17 protein-coding genes are annotated in these 12704 nt (G+C 72.1%); 12 read left to right on the top strand and 5 right to left on the bottom strand.

Annotation, left to right across the window (positions count from 1 at the left end):
* Positions 1-318: 318 nt before the first annotated feature.
* Both ACFWY5_RS43140 and ACFWY5_RS43135 read right to left on the bottom strand, forming a co-directional pair.
* Complete coding sequence (locus ACFWY5_RS43140; RefSeq protein WP_379638304.1) at positions 319-1224, bottom strand: DUF4097 domain-containing protein; 906 nt, start codon at positions 1222-1224, stop codon at positions 319-321.
* A 33-nt stretch (positions 1225-1257) separates the two neighbouring features.
* Positions 1258-1761, bottom strand: coding sequence for a hypothetical protein (locus ACFWY5_RS43135; protein ID WP_379626441.1), 504 nt, complete (start codon positions 1759-1761; stop codon positions 1258-1260).
* Between the two features lie 103 nt (positions 1762-1864).
* Between ACFWY5_RS43135 and ACFWY5_RS43130 the strand changes: the two genes are divergently transcribed.
* The gene (locus ACFWY5_RS43130; RefSeq protein WP_379638303.1) at positions 1865-2779 is read left to right on the top strand and encodes a GNAT family N-acetyltransferase; all 915 of its coding nucleotides are present in this window, start codon (positions 1865-1867) and stop codon (positions 2777-2779) included.
* Between the two features lie 18 nt (positions 2780-2797).
* Positions 2798-4264 carry an AAA family ATPase gene (locus ACFWY5_RS43125; protein ID WP_379638302.1) on the top strand — a complete coding sequence of 489 codons (1467 nt, stop codon included), beginning with the start codon at positions 2798-2800 and terminating at the stop codon, positions 4262-4264.
* Between the two features lie 3 nt (positions 4265-4267).
* On the opposite strand, the gene ACFWY5_RS43120 is transcribed toward ACFWY5_RS43125, so the two are convergent.
* Entirely contained in the window at positions 4268-5224 is a 957-nt protein-coding gene (locus tag ACFWY5_RS43120) for a radical SAM protein (RefSeq protein WP_379638301.1), read from the bottom strand.
* Positions 5225-5321: 97 nt separating this feature from the next.
* On the opposite strand from ACFWY5_RS43120, the gene ACFWY5_RS43115 reads away from it, so the two are divergent.
* Genes ACFWY5_RS43115 through ACFWY5_RS43095 form a run of 5 tightly spaced genes read left to right on the top strand, consistent with a single transcriptional unit; the run spans position 5322 to position 8059 of the window.
* A complete protein-coding gene (locus tag ACFWY5_RS43115) occupies positions 5322-5645 on the top strand; it encodes a DMT family transporter (RefSeq protein ID WP_379626433.1) in 324 nt (107 codons plus the stop codon).
* A complete protein-coding gene (locus ACFWY5_RS43110; RefSeq protein ID WP_379626431.1) occupies positions 5642-6175 on the top strand; it encodes a TetR/AcrR family transcriptional regulator in 534 nt (177 codons plus the stop codon). Before ACFWY5_RS43115 ends, ACFWY5_RS43110 begins: the two co-directional genes overlap by 4 nt.
* A 20-nt stretch (positions 6176-6195) precedes the next feature.
* Positions 6196-6753 (top strand): GNAT family N-acetyltransferase, encoded by a 558-nt coding sequence (locus tag ACFWY5_RS43105; RefSeq protein WP_379638300.1) that lies wholly within the window; start codon positions 6196-6198, stop codon positions 6751-6753.
* Positions 6750-7760, top strand: coding sequence for an aminotransferase class V-fold PLP-dependent enzyme (locus ACFWY5_RS43100; RefSeq protein ID WP_379626427.1), 1011 nt, complete (start codon positions 6750-6752; stop codon positions 7758-7760). Before ACFWY5_RS43105 ends, ACFWY5_RS43100 begins: the two co-directional genes overlap by 4 nt.
* Positions 7757-8059, top strand: coding sequence for a DUF952 domain-containing protein (locus ACFWY5_RS43095; protein ID WP_379626425.1), 303 nt, complete (start codon positions 7757-7759; stop codon positions 8057-8059). Before ACFWY5_RS43100 ends, ACFWY5_RS43095 begins: the two co-directional genes overlap by 4 nt.
* 15 nt (positions 8060-8074) lie before the next feature.
* Here the strand turns inward: ACFWY5_RS43095 and ACFWY5_RS43090 are convergent, their stop codons facing one another.
* Complete coding sequence (locus ACFWY5_RS43090) at positions 8075-8671, bottom strand: class I SAM-dependent methyltransferase (RefSeq protein ID WP_379626423.1); 597 nt, start codon at positions 8669-8671, stop codon at positions 8075-8077.
* A gap of 90 nt (positions 8672-8761) precedes the next feature.
* Between ACFWY5_RS43090 and ACFWY5_RS43085 the strand changes: the two genes are divergently transcribed.
* Positions 8762-9091 (top strand): PadR family transcriptional regulator, encoded by a 330-nt coding sequence (locus ACFWY5_RS43085; RefSeq protein WP_379626421.1) that lies wholly within the window; start codon positions 8762-8764, stop codon positions 9089-9091.
* Positions 9092-9124: 33 nt separating this feature from the next.
* Positions 9125-10390: a hypothetical protein gene (locus ACFWY5_RS43080; protein WP_379638299.1), complete on the top strand. Its 1266-nt coding sequence runs from the start codon at positions 9125-9127 to the stop codon at positions 10388-10390.
* Positions 10391-10538: 148 nt separating this feature from the next.
* Here the strand turns inward: ACFWY5_RS43080 and sigJ are convergent, their stop codons facing one another.
* Positions 10539-11453 (bottom strand): RNA polymerase sigma factor SigJ, encoded by a 915-nt coding sequence (sigJ, locus tag ACFWY5_RS43075; protein ID WP_379626417.1) that lies wholly within the window; start codon positions 11451-11453, stop codon positions 10539-10541.
* A gap of 115 nt (positions 11454-11568) precedes the next feature.
* Between sigJ and ACFWY5_RS43070 the strand changes: the two genes are divergently transcribed.
* The 3 genes from ACFWY5_RS43070 to ACFWY5_RS43060 are packed head-to-tail and all read left to right on the top strand — an operon-like array spanning position 11569 to position 12679.
* Positions 11569-12087 (top strand): YceI family protein, encoded by a 519-nt coding sequence (locus ACFWY5_RS43070; protein ID WP_379626415.1) that lies wholly within the window; start codon positions 11569-11571, stop codon positions 12085-12087.
* An 8-nt stretch (positions 12088-12095) separates the two neighbouring features.
* Positions 12096-12296 (top strand): hypothetical protein, encoded by a 201-nt coding sequence (locus ACFWY5_RS43065; protein WP_379638298.1) that lies wholly within the window; start codon positions 12096-12098, stop codon positions 12294-12296.
* Positions 12297-12325: 29 nt separating this feature from the next.
* Positions 12326-12679, top strand: a complete 354-nt coding sequence (locus tag ACFWY5_RS43060; protein WP_379638297.1) for a nuclear transport factor 2 family protein — start codon at positions 12326-12328, stop codon at positions 12677-12679.
* Positions 12680-12704 lie beyond the last annotated feature (25 nt).

The raw sequence follows: 12704 nt of genomic DNA, 5'->3' as shown, positions 1-12704 counted from the left end.
GGCCACGGCATGCTCTACGCCCGCTTCCTCGACGCCGACCGCCGCATGGGAGGCCGCGCCCTGCCCCGCCTCGCCGGACACCTCCAGCGGGAGTACGGCTTCGACGGCGCCCCCAGGCCCGGCACGTCATCGCCGGCAGGCGTACCGGTGACGGATCGCGGCCTGCGGACGCGTTGCGCCCCCACCCGATACATCTCCGCACGGGGGGTGCAGCCCCTCATGTGGTGTATCTCCACGTTGGGGGGTGCGTCACCGCGCGGTCTGCCCCGGCCGTGTCGCGCCGCGACACGAAACGGGGTTCGCGGCGAAGAGAGGAGGTCAGGCGCGGCGGATCGTGATGTCGCCCTCGTGGCTGCGGGCGCGGATCTCGACCGTCTCCTCGAACCCCTCCGGCCCCTCGCGGGCCTCCAGGGTGTTGACCAGCCGCCCCTCCGCCGTGCTCACATCCAGCAGCGCCGCCGTGCCCTGGCGGATGCCGACCTCCAGGTCGCCGCCGGTGCTCGTCAGCACCACGGTGCCGCGCCGCACCTGCCCGATGCGCACGCTGCCGTACACCGTCTTGGCCTCGACGTCGCCGCCGGCGCGCTCGACCCGCATGTCGCCGTGCACGCCGGTCAGGCGCAGGTCGCCGGTGACCTCGCCGATGGCGCACTCGCCGTCGTCGTTGCTGATGACGGCGCTGCCGTCGATCTCGTGGATCCTGACCTCGCCGGAGCCGGTGGTGATCTCGGCGCGGCCGTGGGCGCGGTCGACGGAGATCTCGCCGCTGTCGGTGGTCAGGCGGACCGCGCCGGCCTGGTCGAGGCGGATGTCGCCGTAGTCGGTACGCAGCCGGACCTCGCCCAGCCGCCCGGTGCAGTGGAACTCCCCGGCCATCGCCTCACCCTGCACGTGTGAGCCGGTCGGCACCTCGATCGTCACGCTGGGTGAGGGCTGCCCCCATTCGCCCAGCATGCGTACCAGCCGGGACAGGCTCCAGCCGGGCCGGCTGCCGACGGTGGCGGCCGCCTGCCGTACCACGCCGGACAGGCCCGGGTCGTGCGGCGCGGCGGAGACCACCAGGGTGGCGCCGTCGTAGACGGCCTGGACCTCGCCCTCCTGCTCGCCCTCGCCCGGCCGCACGTCGAGCACGGTGTCGGTGCGGTCACTGGCGATGATCTTGACGTCGCCGCCGGGCAGGTCGATCCTGACCGTGATCGGCTCGGGCGTGTCGAACGTCGGCATGGCAAACCTCCTGAAGATGCTGGTGTGGACCGCTCAGCCGACCCAGCCGCTGTAGCGGCGCCCGCCGGCGGCGGGGCGGCGCGGGCCGCGGCGGGCGGCCGGCTCGAACGTGGCGGCGACGGCGCGCACGAGCCAGGTGTTGACCGACAGGCCCTCCTGGCGCGCGGCCTCCTCGATCTGGCCTTTGAGCTGCTCGGGCAGGCGGAAGTTGATGCGCGCGGTGCCGCCGTCCTTGCCCGCCGCGACGGGCGGTTCCGCCTCTTCCCCGGGGGGCCGGTCGAAGTCGTGCTCGGCGGGGGAGCGGGTCAGGACGAAGGCGGGGTCGCCGCGGCGCAGCCGCACCTCCACCGAGCCGGGCGCCAGCTCGCGGGTGATCTCGTCGGCGGCCTCCGACAGCGCCTCCAGCAAGATCAGCCGCACCGAGGACTCCAGGGGCGCGGCGAGCCGCTCGGCCAGCGCGACCGCCTCCTCGCCGCCGCCCTGCGCGGCGACGGCCAGCTCCCGGCGGAGCCGGTCGGCGTACGACGTGAGATCCATGACGCCACTATGGCGCCAATTCGACGCCAGCACAAGCCAGAATGGCATCAGGACAAAAGGGCGTTAACCTGCCCACGTGATTGCTTTTCATCCCATGAGCACCATGAACCCCACCAGCGCCGCCGACCTCGCACGCGTCACCGCCTGGACCGTGCGCGAGCCCGTCGGCTGGATCGACGCCGAGCGCTACCGGGCCGACCTGGCCGAGGGCATGTACCGCCCGGAATGGACGTGGATCGCCGAGGACACCGCCGGCCGCATGGTGGGCCGCGCGCTGTGGTGGGGACCGGCCGCCGCCCCGCACCCGGTCGCGCTCGACTGCCTGGACGTCGACCCCGCGGCACCCGAGCGCACGGCGATCGCCGCCCGGCTGATCGGCGCCGCGCTGGCGTCCATCCCGGGCCCGGTGACGTACACCATCAAGGCCGCCGGCGGCTGGCGCGAGGAGCCCGCCACCGCGGCCGCCGTGGGCTGGCGGCGCGCCGCCGCGCACGCCGCCGGGCTGAGGCGCGAGGTGGAACGGCTGCAGTTCGCCTGGACCCCCGAGGCCGGCGTGCCCGCCGCCACCGGCGCGCTGCGCTTCACCGAGGCCGCCGACGAGGAGTTCCTGGCCGTGTTCGAGCGCATCGCCGAGGGCAGCCTGGACGCGCAGACCCGCGCGAGCGTCGCGGCCAAGGGCGCCCGCGCCGGCGCCCGCGAGGAGATGGACTTCTACCTGAACGCGCCGGGGCAGCGGCACTGGTGGCGCCTGGCCCGCACCCCCGACGGGCAGGTGGCGGGCATGGCGATCCCGTCGGCCACGCCGTACCACGTCAATGTGGGTTATCTCGGCGTGGTGCCGCAGCTGCGCGGGCGCGGCTACGTCGATGAGATCCTCGGCGAGATCACCCGCCTGCACGCCGGCAACGGCGCCCCGCGCATCACCGCCACCACCGACCTGGCCAACGCCCCCATGGCCGCCGCCTTCCGGCGGGCCGGCTACCAGGTCACCGAAATCCGGCTGAATCTCTCCAGCTGACCTGCCACTGTGGAGGCCATGGATCTCAGCGACGCCACGAAGCTGGCCCGAGCCCTCGAAGAGCTTCTCCGGGACGCCCACCACGAGATCAACCAGTCCAAGCCCACCCCCGAACTGGTCGCCCGCGTCACCGGCCACCTGGGCAGCCCGCTGCGGCACATCGCCAACGTGATCGCCTCCTTCCCCGCCTGGGAGCACGTCAACCTCCAGCGCGGCATCGACGCCTACCTGGCCGAACACGCCCCGCAAGCCCAGTGGTTCGGCATCGCCGGCCAGGGCCGCGAGCACGAGGACTTCGTCAACATGCTCGCCAGCGCCGCCCGCGGCTACGAACGCTTCGAACCCGGCGCCGTCGACTACACCACCGCGCCCATCGGCCCCGACGAGAGCGTCGAAGTCATCGCGCTCGGCCTGATCCTGGCCCGCTCACCCGACGGCCGGCCGGTCGTCATCGGGCTGCGCGGCCCGCAGCAGCACGGCCCGCCCAAGAGCAACGTCGTCGTCCTGGCCACCGACCGCACCATCGCCACCCGCACCCGCGAGGCGATCGAAGCGCACATGCGCGCCCACGACATCTACCGCGGCCAGATCCTGTCGTTCGAATGGAGCGAGCACCGCGGCAACGACCTGGTCACCTTCCTGCCCCGCCCCCAGGTGAGCGCCGAGCAGGTCGTCCTGCCCGAGGGCGTACTGCACAGCATCGAACGCCACATCATCGGGATCGGCGAGCACGCCGTACGGCTGCGCGAGCACGGCCAGCACCTCAAACGCGGCCTGCTGCTGCACGGCCCGCCCGGCACCGGCAAGACCCACACCGCCCGCTACCTGATGGGCCGCATGCGCCAGTGCACCGTCATCGTGATGACCGGCTCGGCGATCAGGTTCGTCACCCAGGCGGCGGGCCTGGCCAGGCGGCTGCAGCCGGCGATCGTCATCCTGGAGGACGTCGACCTGGTGGCCCGCGACCGCTCCTACACCGAGGACGGCAACCCGCTGCTGTTCGCGCTGCTGGACGCCATGGACGGCGTGGGCGCCGACGCCGACGTCACCTTCGTGCTCACCACCAACCGCGCCGACGTGCTGGAGCGCGCGCTGGCCGACCGTCCCGGCCGCGTGGACCTGGCGGTGCGCATCCCCAAGCCGGACGCCGCCGGCCGGCGGGAACTGCTACGCCTGTACGCGCGCGACCTGCGCCTGGAGGCCGACCTGGAGCCGATCGTGGAGCGCACCGACGGCGCGACCGCCTCGTTCTTCAAGGAACTGCTGCGCCGGGCCGTCCTGATCGCGCTACCGCAGGCCGAGGCCGTCACCACGCTCACCGGCGAGCACCTCGGCCGGGCGCTGGAGGAGATGCTGGATGAGCGCCAGACGCTCACCCGGGCGCTGCTCGGCTCCGGCGAACGCGTGCACGAGGGCGAGGAGGCCGACCTGTTCGACACCCCGGCCCCGATGTTCGGGCCCGGCATGCACCTGCACGGCCCCTGACGGCTACACCAGCGCCAGCTGGGCCGCCTTGGGCGTGAGCGGGGCCGGGGGAGCGGGGGCGCCGAAGTCCAGGTGGTAGGCGCGGCACAACTGCTCGATCTGGCCGAGGATGCGCTGCTCGTAGCCCGGCGCCGGCAACCCGGCCGGATCGTAGAGCTCCTCGTAGCGCTCGGCCAGAGCGGGATGGGCCCGCTGCAACCAGGTCATGTACCAGGCGCGGGTGGCCGGAGGCAGGCGCAGCACGATCGCCTCCACCCCGCCCGCGCCACTGGCCGCGATCCTGCGCACGGTCGCGCCCAGCTGGTCGGCGGCGTCGCTCAGCAGCGGCAGCACCGGCGCCATCAGCACCCGGCACGCCACCCCGGCCTCCACCAGCGCCGCCACCAGCTCCAGGCGGGCCTGCGCCCCGGGCGCGCCCGGCTCGACCGCCCGCCGGATGCGCTCGTCGACGAACGCGATCGAGACCGCCACCCGCGCGCCGGCCGCCGCCAGCATCTCGGCGTCGCGCAGCACCAGCGAGCTCTTGGTGTAGACGGTGAACGGCACGCCCGCATCCCGCAGCGCCGCCACCACGCCCGGCATCAGCCGGTAGGTGCGCTCGGCCTCCTGGTAGCAGTCGCCGCTCAGCCCCACCGCGACCGGCGCGCCGTCGAAACGCTCCAGCTCCGCCCGCAGCCGCGCCACGGCGTTGGCCTTGACCACGATCCGGGTGTCGAAGTCGCGCCCGGCGTCCATCCCGAGCTTGCGATGCCCGGCGCGGGCGCCGCAGCCGCGGCAGGCATGGGCGCAGCCGCGATAGGGGGAGATGCCCCACTGCTGGGCGATGCCCGCGGCCGGCGGCACCCGCTCGATCATGGTGCGGGCCTGGGTCTCGTAGAAGCCGCCGCGCAGCACCGCACGCCGTTCGATCAGCGGCTTGTGCTCGCCGGCCTCGAGTAGCGAAAGCGCGTCCCACTCCACGAGCCCAAGTGGAACACGTATTCGACTGTGTTGGCAAGCGCATCCGCCCCATCTAAACTGGCACAGACGTACCACTTTTTGGAAGGGCTCCACCCCCATGGCCTGGCTCCTGCTCGCCCTCGCCATCGCCAGCGAGATCGCCGCGACCTCCGCACTCAAACTCGCCAACGGCTTCACCCACCTCGGCTGGAGCATCCTCGTCATCGCCGGCTACGCCACCTCCTTCGCCCTGCTCGGCAAGGCCCTGCAACTCCAACTGGAGATGGGCACCGCCTACGCCATCTGGTCCGGCGCCGGCACCGCCGCCATCGCCCTCATCGGCTTCGCGTTCATGGGCGAGAGCCTGTCCCCGCTCAAGATCGGCGGTATCGTGCTCATCATCGCCGGCGTCGTCGTCCTCAACCTCGCGGGAACGCATTGACCAAAAAACCCCAGGCCCGCGCCACCCAGCGCCGCACCGCCCTGCTCAACGCCGCCGTCGACCTGCTCACCGAGAACGGCTTCGCCGCCCTGACCCACCGCGCCGTCGCCCACCGCGCCGCCCTGCCCCTGGCGGCCACCACCTACTACTTCGCCTCCCGCGACGACCTGCTCGCCGAAGCCTTCACCCACCTGGTCGAACGCGAACTCGGCCACCTGCGCGCCCACGGCCTGCCCGGCCTGGCCGACGACCTGGCCAACGCCGACCGCCCCCACCAGCTCGGCCTATGGGAACTGTACGTCCACGCCGGCCGCGACCCCGCCCTGCAGACGATCGCCCGCCGCTGGAGCGACGGCTGCCTCGCCGTCACCGCCGACCACCTCGGCCTGCCCCCCGCCCACCCCCGCGCCCGCCTGCTCTACGCCACCGTCTGCGCCCTGTGGCTGGAACACGTCGTCGAACAACGCCCCCTCGACGACCTGCGCACCCTGCTGGCCCTCGCACTGGAAAACGCCTCGCGTCCCGAATGACCGATGCCTACACTGCGTCCGTGCTCAAACCCACCTACCCGATCACCACCGAACGCCTCACCCTGCGCGGATTCACCCCCGGCGACCTCCACGACCTGCACGCCTACGAATCCCTGCCCGAGGTCGCCCGCTACCTCTACTGGGAACCACGCGACCTCGACACCACCCGCGCCTTCCTCGACAAGAAGATCGCCCGCACCGCCCTGCTCGACGAAGGCGAAGCCATCGACCTGGCCATCACCCTCACCGAGACCGGCGAACTCGTCGGCAACTGCGTCCTGATCTGGACCAGCAAACAACACCGCCAAGGCGAGATCGGCTACGTCCTGCACCCCCGCTTCCACGGCCGCGGCTACGCCGCCGAAGCCACCCGCCCCCTGCTCGGCCTCGGCTTCGACGACCTCGGCCTGCACCGCATCGTCGGCCGCCTCGACGCCCGCAACCGCGCCTCCGCCCGCGTCCTGGAAAAACTCGGCATGCGCCACGAGGCCCACCTCATCGACAACGAGTACGTCAAGGGACAATGGGCCTCCGAAGCCGTCTACGCCATGCTCGCCCGCGAATGGCAGAACCCATGACCACCTGGCACACCCTGTGGGACGCCCGCCCCGGCTGGCTCAACACCGCCAGCTACGGCCTGCCACCCCGCCAGGCCTACACCGAACTGCAGACCGTCCTGGACCAATGGCGCCACGGCAGCAGCGACTGGAAACCCTGGGACGACAGCGTCGGCCGCGCCCGCACCGCCTTCGCCCACCTCATCGGCGCACCCCCAGCCGACATCACCATCAGCTCCACCGCCTCCCAGATCACCTCCACCATCGCCACCGCCCTGCCCGAACGCGCCCGCGTCCTGGTCCCCGACATCGAGTTCACCAGCAACGTCTTCCCCTGGGCCGTCGCCGCCGACGTACAGACCGCACCCGCCGACCGCCTGGCCGAACACATCACCCCCGCCACCACCGCCGTCGCCTTCAGCCTCGTCCAGTCGGCCACCGGCCAGCGCGCCCCCCTGGCCGACATCATCGCGGCCGCCCGCGAGCACGACACCCTCGTCATCACCGACGCCAGCCAGGCCTGCGGATGGCTGCCGATCACCCTCGACGGCATCGACGCCCTGGTCTGCGCCGCCTACAAATGGCTCATGGCCCCCCGCGGCGCCGCCTTCGGCTACCTGTCACCCCGCCTGCGCGCACGCATGCGCCCCCTGGCCGCCAACTGGTACAGCGCCCCCGACCCCGCCACCGCCTTCTACGGCATGCCCCTGCGCGTGGCCGGCGACGCCCGCGCCTTCGACCTGTCACCGGCCTGGTTCTGCTACGTCGGCGCCGCCCCCGCCCTCGAACTGCTCACCACCCTCGGCGTACAGGCCGTCGGCGCGCACAACCTCGCCCTGGCCAACCACGTCCGCACCGGACTCGGTCGGCCCCCCGGCGACAGCCCCATCCTGTCCCTGCCGGCCGACCCCGCCCGCCTGGCCGCCGCCGGCATCACCGCCGCCACCCGCGCCGGCAACGCCCGCCTGTCCTTCCACGCCTACAACACCCTCGCCGACGCCGAACGCGCCCTGGAGGCCCTGTCATGATCCTGCACCTGGCCCTGGCCGCCGACTGGCACGCCACCGGACCCGCCGGCTACCAGGTCTCCACCCTCGGCAAAACCCTGCAGGAAGTCGGCTTCATCCACTGCAGCCACGACCACACCCAGCTCGACCAGGTCGCCAACACCTTCTACGCCGCCGTCACCGAACCGCTGCTGGTCCTGCACATCGACCCCACCGGCCTGGACGTGCGCGAAGAAGACGGCTTCCCCCACCTGTACGGCCCCCTGCCCACCGCCAGCGTCACCGCCACCCACCCCTACTCTCCGGTACGGCCGGCGTAAGAGACCCGGAACCGACTAGGGCTTGCGCCAGATGATGGTGTAGCGCAGCAGCAGATGACGGCGGAAACGCGAGCCGGGCAAGATCTCCGCCGCGAGCTCCCGCATCTGCGGATAGGTCACCGGCGGCGGCCACACCATGGGCGAGGGATGCACCCAGTGACCCTTCACCGCACGATGCGCCATACCCACCGCCATGCCGGCGAGGGTACGCGGCAGATCCCCGGGCATCGTAGTACGGGCCAGGCCGACGACGGCCACCACGCCGCCGGGACGCAGCAGCTCACGCATCCGGGCCAGCCCCGCGGCGGCGTCCATGTGATGCAGGGTGGCGACCGAGGCGATCACGTCGAAGGAAGCCGGCTCGAACGGATGCGTGAGGAAGTCGCCGACGATGTAGTCGATCTCCCCGGGCTGCCGGCGGGCCAGATCGATGCTGGGCGCGTCCAGGTCGATCCCGGTCACCTGCGGCACGCGGCGCCGCAACTCGCGGGCGAGCATGCCCTCGCCGCAGCCCACGTCGAGAGCACGCCGGGCATCACGGGGGAGCGCGCCCAGGACACGGGGATGGAAATGGATGTTGTGGTTCCACCGCCTGCCGTTCGTCGCCGTCATGCGATCATCCTGCCGGACGAACGGCGGCGATCTCCGGCATTCCGCAACAACGCCTTGCGCCGTAACTCTATCTAGATAGATATTGGGGTCATGGCACCCGCACGACGCCCCTCACGCCAGACCGCCGCCGTCCTCACCGCCCTCGCCGGCAAAGGCAGCGACTGGAGCCACGGCTACGACCTGTGCCGCACCCTCGACCTGAAGGCAGGCACCGTCTACCCCATCCTCATCCGCCTGGCCGAACGCGAACTCGTCGAGACCGCCTGGGAAAACGAACCGCCCCGCGGACGCCCCGCCCGCCACCTGTACCGGCTCACCACCGCCGGCGCCGAACTCGCCCGCACCCTCACCACACCGGCGCCCACCCGCGACGGCACCACCGCACCCAGCGCCACCCGGCTCGCGCCCGGGACCACCTGACCCCGGCCCGCCCCGCCGTTCGGAGGGACCCCGATGCTCCCCGCACTCCTCCTGGCCGTCCTCGCACCCGCGCCCCTGCTGGCCCTCGTCGTGCTCACGACCCGCCTGCGCGAGGCCCGCCTGCGCGAGGCCCGCCTGCGCGAGGCCCGACGCCAAGCAGACACCGGCGCGCACCCCGCCCGCGCCGCCTGGCGAGCCGGCACCACACGCCCCATCTGGCCCGCCCTGGCAGCCATCGCCCTCACCGCCGCCACCCTCACCGCCGGCCTGGAGCACACCTACCTCGCCGCACTCACCCACGGCCCGGCCTGGGGCTTCGACGTGGTCCTCACCACCCTCATGCTCGCCCTGCTCGCCGCCATCGCATGCGCCGTCCTCGCCGGCCTGACCGCCGCCGCAGTCGGCCGCGCCCGCGGCTTCGGCGCCGGAACCATCGCCGGCCTGCTCACCCTCACGGCCGTCGCCGCCGGTACGGCCGCCGCCCACCTACCCCTGCGCGCCGCCCACCTGACCGAACCCGGCACCTTCCCCACACCCGCCCACCTCGGCGACGGCGACCTGCTCCTGCCCTTCGACGCCTTCCTCGCCGCCCTGCTCTGGGCCCTGCCCTGGCCCATCCTGGGAGCCGCACTCGCCACCCGCGCCACCAGCCGCCGGCACCCGACCGGCGACCTCTGGCACCTCCTGCTCGACCTGGCCACCACCGACCTGCCACCCAACCGCACCCCCTGGGGCGCCGCCCTCCGCGCCGAACTCGCCACCATCGACCCACCCGCCCAGCGCCGCCGCTTCGCCCTCGGCGGAATATGGACCATCCTGCGCACCGCAGCACCCCACCGCGCCTGGATACCCGCCACCGCAGTGGCCCTCCTCACCGCGAGCGGATCATTCGCCGCCTCACGATGGTCCCTGGCACACGACCGCGGCGGCATCCTCGACTTCTGGATGACCGCACCCGCCCTCCTGCTCCTCGCCGTCGCCCTCACCACCGCACGCCGGAGCCGATCCTTCGCCACCGGCCTGCGCGCCACAGCCCCCGCCACCCTCGCCGCCCTGATCGCGGTCCTCGCCGTCGGCATCCCCGAAGCCCTCCACTGGGCCGACCGGCGAGCCGGATACCTGACCACCGGCGACGCCCTACCCCCCACCTGGCAAGCGGCCGTCCTCGACGTGGTACGCCCCGAATTCCTCATCGGCATGATCGCCTTCTGGACAGCCGCCACCATCGGCGGCGCCGCCCTCGGCACCGCCCTGGCCCGCCCCCACACCCCCGGCACCACCGCCCGCACCACCCCCTGACCCCCGCCCCGCCGAAACCCCCGATCAGCCCCCGAAAACAGCGGCCCGATGCGCACACGTGAACGCCGCCAGCCCCTCCACCAGCTCACGCACCACGCAAGCGCCCACCTGCCCGCCGGCTCCCATCATCACAACATCGGGGGACAGGTCAGTCCGTACTCCACGAACGCAACTTGTGCGGATTACGCACACCCCAGATCCGCTGAATCCGATCACCGGCGACCTCGAACGCCATCACCACCACCGTCACCCCGTCCTGCACCGCCACCAGACCAGGCTGCCCATTGACCGTCCGCTCCACCACCGACATCCCCGGAACCAGCCGCGCGATCTCCACGATGTAGCCCGCGATCGCCGCCGCACCCTCCACCGGACGCAACGCCGCACTCACCACACCGCCACCATCACCCACCGCCATCGCATCCGGAGCCAGCAACCCGAGCAACGCCTCGATGTCCTGCGCCTCCCACGCCCGCTTGAACTCCCGCACCACATCCGCCTGCCGCCCCACCGCCGCACGCGGCACCCGCGCCTCCCGCACCCGCCGCCGCGCCGAAGAAGCCAGCTGACGGCACGCCGCCGGACTCCGCCCGACAATCTCACCCACCTCGGCAAACGAATACCGGAACACATCGTGCAAGATGAACGCCACCCGCTCCGCCGGCGTCATCGACTCCAGCACCACAAGAAACGCCATGTTCAGCGACTCATCCAGCGTCACCCGATCCGCCGGATCAACCACCGCGCCACCCAGCCGCCCCGCCGCCCAATCCGGACGATCCGGCAACGGCTCCGGAAGCCACTCACCCACATAGCTCTCCCGCCGCACCCGCGCGGAACCCAGCACATCCAGGCAGATACGGCTGGCCACCTTCGTCAGCCACGCCCCCGGAGACTCGATCGCCTCCTGCCGCTCCCGCGACATCGCATACCAGCGCACATACGTCTCCTGCACCACATCCTCGGCATCAGCCAGCGACCCCAGCAGCCGATACGCCAAATTGATCAACTGCCGCCGCTCACTCATGATCGCGCTCAGGCTCGGATCGATAGAGCTGCTCATAGGATCCCCGACTTCCTCAGATGGCCGTGCCGTCACCCCTACGACGAAACACCACCACCAAATGTGAGGTCACACCGGCACCTCACAAACCGCCCGCCCACCTCGTCGAACGACCATGACCACACTCAGCACCCTCACCGGCGCCTACACCCTCGACCCCACCCGCACCCGCATCGGCTTCACCGCCCGCCACACCATGGCCACCCGCGTCCACGGACACTTCACCTCATTCGACGCCCACGCCTACCTCGACGGCGAAACCCCCGCCAACACCACCATCGACCTCACCATCCACACCCACAGCCTCAACACCCACAACCCCCAACGCGACCAGCACCTGCGCACCCACTTCCTCGGCCTGGCCGACCACCCCACCATCACCCTCACCACCACCGGCGTACGACAGCGCACCCCCACCAGCTTCGCCCTCACCGCCGACCTCACCATCCGCGGCACCACCCGGCCCATCACCCTGGACCTCCACTACCGCCTCACCGACGACGGCCCCCGCCTCAAAACCGCCCTCACCGTCAACCGCCACGACTGGCACGTCAACTGGAACGCCGCCACCACCCTCATGGTCAGCCCCCACGTGACCCTCGAACTCGACGCCATCGCCACCCGCACCCCCTGACCCCATCAGTGCGCGCGCGCCCGCTCCAACGGCCCACCCGCCAGCCGCGCCGCCACCACCCCCGCACCCCCGGAGCCACCCCCGACACCTCGGCCCAAGCCGCCCGCGACATCACCCGGCACCTCACCGAAGCCGGATACACCCACCCACGCGTCGAAACCCTCGACCTCACCCCGCCCGCCGTATGCGTCCTGGCCATCCGCCCCTGACACCCACACGGCGCCCCTACGATCACCCCATGCCCGACACCCGCGCCCACGCCCAGCACTTCGCCGACACCTGGCAACACGGCTGGACCCACCACGACGCCGACGCCATCCTCACCCTCTACGCCGACGACGCCGTCCACACCTCCATGCCCTTCCGCCCACCCCACCGCGGAAAAGCAGAGATCGCCGAATACATCCACCGATCCTTCGCCGAAGAACACGCACCCCGCGCACACTTCAACCCACCCATGGTGGACGGCAACCACACCGCCATCGAATACCGCGTCACCGACGGCGACCACACCCTGGCCGGCTGCGTCTTCATCACCTTCGACAGCGACGGCCGCGCCCTAGAAACCAGGGACTACTGGCACGAGGCCTAACCCCGCACCCGCGCCACCGGGGGAG

Origin of the sequence: Nonomuraea sp. NPDC059007, from assembly GCF_042740555.1 — a bacterium.
GTDB lineage: Bacteria > Actinomycetota > Actinomycetes > Streptosporangiales > Streptosporangiaceae > Nonomuraea.
Note: the sequence above shows the minus strand (reverse complement) of the source record. Positions and strands in the feature narration are given on the sequence as shown.

What these genes read in the sequence shown, in the direction of transcription:
- ACFWY5_RS43140 (WP_379638304.1), bottom strand. Translation starts at nt 1,224, where the DNA reads ATGCCGACGTTCGACACGCCCGAGCCGATCACGGTCAGGATCGACCTG.
- ACFWY5_RS43135 (WP_379626441.1), bottom strand. Translation starts at nt 1,761, where the DNA reads ATGGATCTCACGTCGTACGCCGACCGGCTCCGCCGGGAGCTGGCCGTC.
- ACFWY5_RS43130 (WP_379638303.1), top strand. Translation starts at nt 1,865, where the DNA reads ATGAACCCCACCAGCGCCGCCGACCTCGCACGCGTCACCGCCTGGACC.
- ACFWY5_RS43125 (WP_379638302.1), top strand. Translation starts at nt 2,798, where the DNA reads ATGGATCTCAGCGACGCCACGAAGCTGGCCCGAGCCCTCGAAGAGCTT.
- ACFWY5_RS43115 (WP_379626433.1), top strand. Translation starts at nt 5,322, where the DNA reads ATGGCCTGGCTCCTGCTCGCCCTCGCCATCGCCAGCGAGATCGCCGCG.
- ACFWY5_RS43100 (WP_379626427.1), top strand. Translation starts at nt 6,750, where the DNA reads ATGACCACCTGGCACACCCTGTGGGACGCCCGCCCCGGCTGGCTCAAC.
- ACFWY5_RS43095 (WP_379626425.1), top strand. Translation starts at nt 7,757, where the DNA reads ATGATCCTGCACCTGGCCCTGGCCGCCGACTGGCACGCCACCGGACCC.
- ACFWY5_RS43090 (WP_379626423.1), bottom strand. Translation starts at nt 8,671, where the DNA reads ATGACGGCGACGAACGGCAGGCGGTGGAACCACAACATCCATTTCCAT.
- ACFWY5_RS43085 (WP_379626421.1), top strand. Translation starts at nt 8,762, where the DNA reads ATGGCACCCGCACGACGCCCCTCACGCCAGACCGCCGCCGTCCTCACC.
- ACFWY5_RS43080 (WP_379638299.1), top strand. Translation starts at nt 9,125, where the DNA reads ATGCTCCCCGCACTCCTCCTGGCCGTCCTCGCACCCGCGCCCCTGCTG.
- sigJ (WP_379626417.1), bottom strand. Translation starts at nt 11,453, where the DNA reads ATGAGCAGCTCTATCGATCCGAGCCTGAGCGCGATCATGAGTGAGCGG.
- ACFWY5_RS43070 (WP_379626415.1), top strand. Translation starts at nt 11,569, where the DNA reads ATGACCACACTCAGCACCCTCACCGGCGCCTACACCCTCGACCCCACC.
- ACFWY5_RS43060 (WP_379638297.1), top strand. Translation starts at nt 12,326, where the DNA reads ATGCCCGACACCCGCGCCCACGCCCAGCACTTCGCCGACACCTGGCAA.